Annotated in this window: 9 protein-coding genes; all 9 read right to left on the reverse strand. The window is 61.7% G+C overall.

Annotated features, from left to right (window positions below; all coding sequences use genetic code 11):
• The coding region (locus JQ558_RS36810; protein ID WP_212296717.1) for a hypothetical protein at positions 1-261 on the reverse strand (261 nt) is incomplete at its 3' end.
• The gene (locus JQ558_RS36815) at positions 224-904 is read right to left on the reverse strand and encodes a hypothetical protein (protein ID WP_212296718.1); all 681 of its coding nucleotides are present in this window, start codon (positions 902-904) and stop codon (positions 224-226) included. The genes JQ558_RS36810 and JQ558_RS36815, both read right to left, overlap by 38 nt.
• A 327-nt stretch (positions 905-1,231) precedes the next feature.
• Positions 1,232-1,996 (reverse strand): SDR family NAD(P)-dependent oxidoreductase, encoded by a 765-nt coding sequence (locus tag JQ558_RS36820; protein ID WP_212296719.1) that lies wholly within the window; start codon positions 1,994-1,996, stop codon positions 1,232-1,234.
• A 133-nt stretch (positions 1,997-2,129) separates the two neighbouring features.
• Positions 2,130-2,639 carry a ferritin-like domain-containing protein gene (locus JQ558_RS36825; protein WP_212276904.1) on the reverse strand — a complete coding sequence of 170 codons (510 nt, stop codon included), beginning with the start codon at positions 2,637-2,639 and terminating at the stop codon, positions 2,130-2,132.
• Between the two features lie 106 nt (positions 2,640-2,745).
• Positions 2,746-4,272: an FAD-dependent oxidoreductase gene (locus JQ558_RS36830; RefSeq protein WP_212296720.1), complete on the reverse strand. Its 1,527-nt coding sequence runs from the start codon at positions 4,270-4,272 to the stop codon at positions 2,746-2,748.
• A gap of 98 nt (positions 4,273-4,370) precedes the next feature.
• Positions 4,371-5,099 (reverse strand): DUF72 domain-containing protein, encoded by a 729-nt coding sequence (locus JQ558_RS36835; protein ID WP_212296721.1) that lies wholly within the window; start codon positions 5,097-5,099, stop codon positions 4,371-4,373.
• Between the two features lie 101 nt (positions 5,100-5,200).
• Positions 5,201-5,773, reverse strand: coding sequence for a TIGR02281 family clan AA aspartic protease (locus tag JQ558_RS36840; RefSeq protein ID WP_212210842.1), 573 nt, complete (start codon positions 5,771-5,773; stop codon positions 5,201-5,203).
• A gap of 31 nt (positions 5,774-5,804) precedes the next feature.
• The gene (locus JQ558_RS36845) at positions 5,805-6,008 is read right to left on the reverse strand and encodes a DUF1289 domain-containing protein (protein WP_212031756.1); all 204 of its coding nucleotides are present in this window, start codon (positions 6,006-6,008) and stop codon (positions 5,805-5,807) included.
• A 45-nt stretch (positions 6,009-6,053) separates the two neighbouring features.
• The gene (locus JQ558_RS36850; protein ID WP_212210844.1) at positions 6,054-7,658 is read right to left on the reverse strand and encodes a HAMP domain-containing sensor histidine kinase; all 1,605 of its coding nucleotides are present in this window, start codon (positions 7,656-7,658) and stop codon (positions 6,054-6,056) included.
• Positions 7,659-7,929 lie beyond the last annotated feature (271 nt).

Raw genomic sequence — 7,929 nt, forward strand, 5'->3', positions numbered from 1 at the left:
GCCGGTGTAAATGTTGTTGCCCGCCAAATTCAGCGTGCCCGTTCCGGTCTTTATCAGTTGCCCGCCCGTTGCGCCGGGGTCGCCGCAGGCCACGCCGCTGGCGCCGCAGTCGCTGATGACGCCGGTCACCGTCGTGCTGAGATTGTTGCCCCCGACCGTGACCCGGCGGGCGCCGAGATAGAAATTGCCGCCGCCGGCCAGCGAGCCGATCGTGAGCGCACCATCATTCGCCGGACCAAGACTGTGGGCGAAATCGACCACCGCCAGGGCACTGTTGGACGGCGGCATTTCCGCCGGTGGCCCTGACTACGAACTCGAGCAGGCCATTATTGGTGATGACGGCGTTGCCGGCGCTGCTCTGGGTTTGGAAATTGAGAAGATTATTGTTGATGAAACTGGCGTTGCCGCCGCTACTGCTGTCGAAGAAACGCATTTCGCCGTTGTTGACGAACGTGGCGGTTCCGGCCGTACTGGAATTGCCAAACCGAACAAACGCCCCGGCGTTGTTGGTAATCGTGGCCGCGCTGCCGTTGACGATGCCGGCGGCATTGAAGGTCAAAGTCTGCGTATTCGTGAACGTGTAGGCGGGCGCACCCGCATTGAATGTCCACCCGCCGATGGTGGTATTGGCCGAGAGGGTCAGGCCTGTAATGTTGGATGCACCAAAGAACGCGACACCCGTCGGGACTGTGCCGGGATTCCAGTTCGTATTGGTGTTGAAGTCGTTCGACCCGGGCGCGGCGAGCCAGGTAGCGTCCTGGGCTTTCGCCGGCGCCGCGAGGCAGGTCAGAATTGCAATCGCGGCAGAGATTTGAAGGCGGCGGCGTTGTGAACCCGGGGTGACGTTGTTGCCGTTGGCTGACTTGGTTGCCGAGCCCGTGCCCGATCGAAATTCTCTTGCCATTCCCATTGCTCGCAACTCGTACGGCCGGGCGCTCCAGAACGCGCCCTGACAACCGTCACTTTGATCTTTCTACTTAAGCGAGGGGCGAGTGGCTAGGTTGGGCAATGTATTCAGCAGGCAATAACGCGTAAAATGGTGGGCGCCTGTGGCGTTTCCGCAACGGAAAAACCTTCGAATATCCCACAATGGCTGGATTCCGGCGCCGGCGCGTTGCATTTTGCATGGATTCAACCCCCGCTGGCCCGCGCTCGCAGACTCACGGCCGAGCCGCCCGGTGCCCTAATCCTTTTCGGTCGGACATCGAATGCTGGACTTCAGAAACTCACCTTACTGTTGCGGCGGCTGGCCGTTGGAGGCGGACACGCCGCCGTCCCCCGTTACGTTCGCGCCGGTCATAAAGCTTGCATCGTCGCTTGCCAGAAACGCGATGACAGCTGCTATCTCATCAGGCTCGCAGACCCGTCCTAGCGGAATTCGCTCCGCAAACTTTGTCAGCAGCTCCTCGTCATCCATCATGTCCGAGGTCATGCCCGTGCGGGTCAGACTGGGGCAAACCGCATTGATGCGGACACCCTTGCGACCGAGATCCAGCGCCAGTGCGCGTGTCAGGTTGACGACAGCGCCCTTGGCGGCATTGTATGGACTCATCCCCCAGTCGCCTCCCAGCCCGGACACCGAGGCGGTGTTGACGATTGATCCTTTGGTCTTCTCAAGATGCGGTAGCGCCGCACGACACCCGTAAAAGACGCCGTCGAGGTTGGTAGCCATGACCTTGCGCCACTGCGCATCGGTGATTTCGGCGGGATCGCCGCCCTCGAAGATCCCGGCGTTATTGACCATGACATCAAATCGTCCAAAGCGCCTCACGACGGTTTCGACCATGGCCTGCGTCGCCGCGCTTTCCGAAACGTCGGCGACATGGGCAATGGTCAATTCCTTGGCCAAATCGGCTGCGACATTCGCCAGTGGAATCTCGTTGCGATCGACCAGCGCAACACAGGCGCCCTCGTCGGAGAAGCGGCGTGCCGTTGCCTCCCCGATGCCGGACGCTGCGCCGGTCACGATCACTACTTTTCCTTGGAAGCGCTGCATGTTGACCTCTCGTCTTAGAGTACCGTCAACGCTGGTAGGTGCAATCGAGGTAACTCGGGAAGGGCCATGCTGCGGTTTTTCGAGCAGGACCCTTCCATGGGCCTAGGCGCAGTCTGTAAACGAGGTGACCGGATCAACCCGCCGCCGTCCGGTTGACGCCTTTGCGAAGCGCGACGGTGTTCAGTTTGGTGTTGGCCGCCTTTTCTTCGTTAAGGTTGGTGGTGAGGAAGCGCACGATGTCGTCGTGCCCAAGTTCTTCCGCCCAGGCGATCAGGGTGCCATAGCGTGAAATCTCGTAGTGCTCGACCGCCTGTGCGTTTGCGATGATGGCCGCATCAAGCACGGATTTGTCTTCGATCTCGCCGGCGGTTGCCTCGGCTTCCTTGATCAGGCCGTCGATCGCCGGGCAGTCGGCGCCGGAAGGTGTCTTGCCGAGCTTCTTGAAGACCTGATCCAGCCGTTCGATCTGCTTGTTGGTTTCCTCGAGATGATTCTTCAGTCCCTGCTTCAGGTCGCGGTTGGTGCTTCGCTCGACCATCTTCGGCAACGCCTTGGTAATCTGCTGCTCGGCGTAGTAGATATCCTGCAACCCATGCAGCAGCATATCGTCCATTGTTTTGATCTCTTTTGAAAACAGTCCCACGGTATCCTCCGTCAAAAAAATACACCCAGAACGGGCTCTTCAATCAACGGGCAGAGTGCATGCTGGTTCCTACGATCCTCTGGTTTGGACGAATTGACGCGTTGGCCTAGTCGACTTGCGCGAGGCCTGAGACCGCCGGCGCATTCAGCGGCGTGCCGTCGGCGGCGAAGTGAGAGCCGTGGCAGGGACAGTCCCAGCATCGCTCGAATGAATTCCAGTGCAAATGACAACCGACATGCGTGCAGGCGGCCGAACGCTTGTATAGTTCACCATGATTGTCGCGATAGGCCGCTATCTTCGAAAGGCCTTGCCGCACGATGGCACCGTGGCCGGGCTTCAGATCGTCGAGCGACGACAGTTCGCCGGGCGCCAGATACTCGGCGAAATTCTTCACGACCGTTGTGTTCTCGCGCAGGAAGTTTCCGATTGCTGATGGCGTCTTGCGCGAGGGCTCATAGACATCGACCCACTTCGCCTCCTTGCCCAGGATCAGGGAGGAATTGATCAGGCTGCCGACGACGCCGTGGGTCATGCCCTGTCCGGAATCGCCGGTGTGAACGTAGATGCGCTGCTGGCCGGGATTGCGGCCGATGAAGGCGGCATAATCGATGGTGTCGAGCACCTGGCCGGACCACCGGTGGCTGACTTCGCCAAGAGCGGGCATCAAATTCCGCGCCCAGGCCTCCAGCGCCTGGAAGCGGGCATCGGCGTCGTCGGCTTCGCCACTCTTGTGATCGGCGCCGCCCACGATGACGTAGTCGGTCTGGTTATCGCCCGGCTGCAGTCTCACATAGTGATAGGGATCGAGCGTATCCCAGTACAACGCGTCGGGCAGGGCGCCCCGCTTGATCCGCATGGCCATCGCGTAGGTGCGATACGGCGCCATCTTGGTGTGCAGCGCGACGGTATTGTTGATCGGCGAATTGGTGGCGACAACCGCCGCCGCTGCCGTGATATTGCCCCGGTCAGCCGTGACGACGACGGTGTCACCGCCACTTTCCTCCACCGCGTGAACGATAGTGCCGGCATACAGCAAGCCGCCTCTCGCCTCGATGGCGCTGACCAACCCCTGAAGATACTTCAAGGGATGGAAGGTGGCCTGTCGTGGATAGCGCAACACGTGCTGTTGCTCGCAATGCGCCAGCGCCTCGACACCTACAAGGCGGTGCACCGGCGCACCGACCTTGCGAACGGCATCCATCTCATCATCGATGATGGCTGAGTCCGTGTTCGGGGCCTGAAACAGGAAGCCGTCCAGCCGGCGGAAATCGCACGCGATATTTTCTGTCTTCTGGATCTCTTCGATCCGGTCGACGGCAGCGGCCTGGCTTTCGTAGAAAGCGCGCGAAATTTCTTCGCCGCGCAGCCTGATCATTTCTGACGTCAGGTCGTCGCACAGCGGGGCGAGGTGTGCGGTGGTTCGGGCGGTGATGCCTCCCGCGATCGAGCCGCGGTCGACCACGATGACCTTTTGGCCCTGGATGGCAAGTTCGTAAGCGGTCGAAATCCCGGCGATACCCGCGCCGATCACGATCGTATCGCAGGATCGGTCGCCCTCGAACGGGCGGGCGTTTGGCGCGACCTCGACGTCCATCCACAGGGAACGAGACCGCTTGTCGAAGGAGTTCGTCATTGAATGCTCGATATCCCTCAGCAAATAGATTTGGTTACCGTGAATCAAATCCGCTCGAACCGAATGGTTCCTAACCAGGTATGCCCCTCGGCCGCGGTTCATCGATCGAGCAGCAGACGCAACTTGAGGGCGTCTGCGGGGGCCGCGCTCTTCTGGTCGTTATCGAAATAAACGTAGACGTCGCAACCCTGCTTTTTCCAGGATCGGATACGCCGCTTCCAATCGGCCAGCATCTTGGGGGAATAGTGCCCCTTGTAGCGTCCGCCTGGCCCATGGCCTCTGACGTAGACGAAGTCGGCCGTGCGTTTCCATGGCGCCGGCGCATCATGATGATCCGAAATGCAGAGTGAGATATTTTGGTCGGACAACAGCCTCAATATCTTCGGCGCGTACCAGCTCGGGTGACGGAATTCGAAACTGTAGCGGCGCGTGTCCGGCAGCAGCTTGAAGAAAGACGCCAGCCTTTCGGCGTCGGCGTGAAATTGCGGAGGCAGTTGGAACAGAATCGGACCAGCCTTCCCGCCAAGCAGCGAGAGGCGGTTCTCCAGCAGTTCAAGGCTGTTGGCGGAGTTGTCGGACAGGCGCTTCCAGTGCGTGATGAATTTCGACGCCTTCCACGCAAACACGAAATCCTTGCCGGTTTGGGCGCGCCAGCTTTTGACGGCCTCCGGCGTCGGCGTTCGATAGAACACGCCGTTCAGTTCGGTGGTCGGAAACTGGCTGGCGTAATATTGAAGCTGGTTCTTGAGCGGCAGCCGCTCGGGAAAGAAGCGGCCGCGCCAGGAATCGTAGTGCCAACCAGAGGTGCCGATCCAAACCCGCGCCATTGCGATTTCAATGCGGCTGGGGTGCAGCTGGTTCCTATCGGAGCGGAAATCTCGGCCGGGAACGATCGCACCGGCGCAGCGCCCTGCGCGATGCGATCGCGCTAGTTGCCGGCTGCGCGGTCGCGCCGGGGGCGGCGCGGGGGGCTGACGCTGCCCGTCACGTCGGGATAGCCGTGCAGCATCAGCTGGTCGGCCTTGACGCCCCAGCTTTCCAGGCGATCCAGAAAGCTCATGCCGAGCAGGTTGGTTTTCATCTGCCCGCGCTGCACCACCAGCGCCGGGACCGATTTCTCGACGAGATGACCAACCGCGAGACGATCGAGCGTCAGCCGCGCCGCCTTGGTGTGCCCGCCCACGGTTTCGACGTCGACATTGTATTCGAGCATCTCCAGCGGCAGCCCGATCGCCTTCGCGGTTTCCCAGGTCAGCACCACCGAGGTCGCGCCGGTGTCGATCACCATCGGCGCCTTGACGCCGTTGATCTTGGCATGCAGCGCGAATTCGCCGGCCTGGCCGCGCGCGATCTGCACCGCGGGCGCCGGCTGCAGGCTGTGCCGCCGCAGCATCTGCGAGACGGAATCGCTGGCGCGTGCGATCTGTTCGGGGTCGCCGTAAGCAACGACGGCGCCGGCGGTGGCGGCGAGCATGATCAGGACGAGCAGGATGCGGCTCATCGCGCGCCTCCGTGAGTGGTCCTGCGATCGATCAGCTGGACGTCGGACGCTCCGCGATCTGCGCCAGACCGGCCTCTGCCATGCGGGCCGGCAATCCCGCCATCACGGCGAGCCGCTCCGCGCTGTCCATGCGGTGCCATTGCGCGATTTCCGGCAGCGTTCGTCCGCAGCCGAAGCAGAGTTTGGTTTTGGGGTCCATCATGCAGACAGCGATACACGGCGTTTCTTTGCTCATTCAGGGAGTGTGAAATGCTTTCGGTGGTTTGCGCAAGCGCTCCAGTTACAGTCCGGTTCCGGCGCTCATGATCGGTTTGTGGCGCGCCCGGCGTTTCTCGTCCGCGGTCGCAATGATGACAGGCTCCGGCTGCAGGGGCGGGGCCTCCTCGGCCATCGGCGCCAGCGCCGACATCACGCGCTCCGGCGGGAAGGTGACGATGACTTCGGTGCCGATCCGCAGCTTCGATTTCAGCGTGAAGGTGCCGCCATGCATGTCGATCAGGCTTTTGGCGATCGGCAGTCCGAGCCCTGCGCCCTGTTCGGCCGACTTGATCGAGTTGGAGCCCTGGCCGAACGATGCCAGCACGATCGGGATTTCGTCCTCGGCAATGCCGGAGCCGGTGTCTTTCACGCTCAGATACTGGCCGCCGGACGCGGTCCAGCCGACCTTCAGCCAGATATCGCCGCCTTGCGGGGTGAACTTGATCGAATTCGACAGCAGATTGAGCACGATCTGGCGAGTGGCGCGCTCATCGCCCCAGATCCGCGGCATGCCCTGTTCGAACACTTCGTGGATGGTGATGCCGCGGCTGGTGGCGCGCAGTTTCAAAAGATGGTGGCAGTCGGCGACGACATGCACCAGCGACACCGCTTCCTCGTTGAGTTCATAGCGGCCGGCCTCGATCCGCGACAGGTCGAGGATCTCGTTGATCAGGTTGAGCAGGTGGACGCCGGAATTGTGGATGTCGGCGGAATATTCCTTGTAGACCGGCACGGTGTGCGCGCCGAAAATTTCGCTCTTCATCACCTCGGAGAATCCGAGGATCGCGTTCAGCGGCGTGCGCAGTTCGTGGCTCATCTGCGCGAGAAAGCGCGACTTGGCGACGTTGGCGGATTCGGCGCGATGCCGCGCCTCGTCGGAGATCGCCTTGGCCTGCTCGAGCTCGCCGATCAGCGCATCCTTTTCGGCGCGCGCCTCCAGCGTCGCCAGCGTTGTCGAGTGCAGGCGATGGGCGAGCAGGGCGAAATAGCCTTCGGCGGCCAGCGCCAGCATGGCGAGCGCGTAAGTGTCGAAGGTGCCGCCCAGCACGAAATTCAGCGCGATCGCGGCCGTCACCGGCGCGGTGGCCGCCAGCGCCGCGATCGGCAGGCTGGCCGCCAGCATGCTCGACACCGCGATCACCAGCAGCATCAGGAACATCATCATCGTGTTGGACACGACGTCGAGGCCGGCGGGGTGGATCAGGATCGCGGTCCAGCACAGCCCGTAGAGCAGGTCGAGCAGCACAAATCGCGTGCGCCATTTGCGCGTGGCGGCGAGCGAGGGCTGCACCGCCAGAAACCTGCGGCAATTGCGGATGATGACGGCATGGATGCACAGCATGCCGAAGGTCCAGGCCATGGCCGCTATCACGTGCATCCAGAAGCCGAACAGCACACCGGTCGCAACCACCAGCAGCATGACGACATAGGAGGCCGACATCCGGGTCTGGGCATATTGCCGGAGCAGTTCGGTGTCGAAAGCCGGGCGGGTTCCGCTGGTCGACGTTAACCGGTCGCGCGCCTCGCGCACCCGCTGCGCCGCGGCGCGCCGGGTGTTGACCGGCGGGGCGACAGGCGGGTCCGCCGGAAGCTGGACAACCTCGGGCTTTTCTGCGGGATTACTCATTAAACAACACAAACCCTGCCCGCGAACCGCGCGGGCTTTTTGTATTGTCTATCTGTGAGGCCAAATCCTTAAGCGATGACTTAAAGAGCTAAAGAATCCCGTTAACGCGAGGTTAAATTAACTCTTCCCATCGTCATGGCCGGGCTTGCCCGGGCACAGGCGGGCGGAAGCGACGCCGTTCTTCGAACGGCTAAAGCGGGATGGAGTTAGGTTGAATCGATTTGGGATTCCCAAATCAGTAGGTTTCTGATTCACCATGCTGGCTGGACGG

It is taken from the genome of Bradyrhizobium sp. AUGA SZCCT0160, assembly GCF_018130105.1.
Classification (GTDB): Bacteria; Pseudomonadota; Alphaproteobacteria; order Rhizobiales; family Xanthobacteraceae; genus Bradyrhizobium.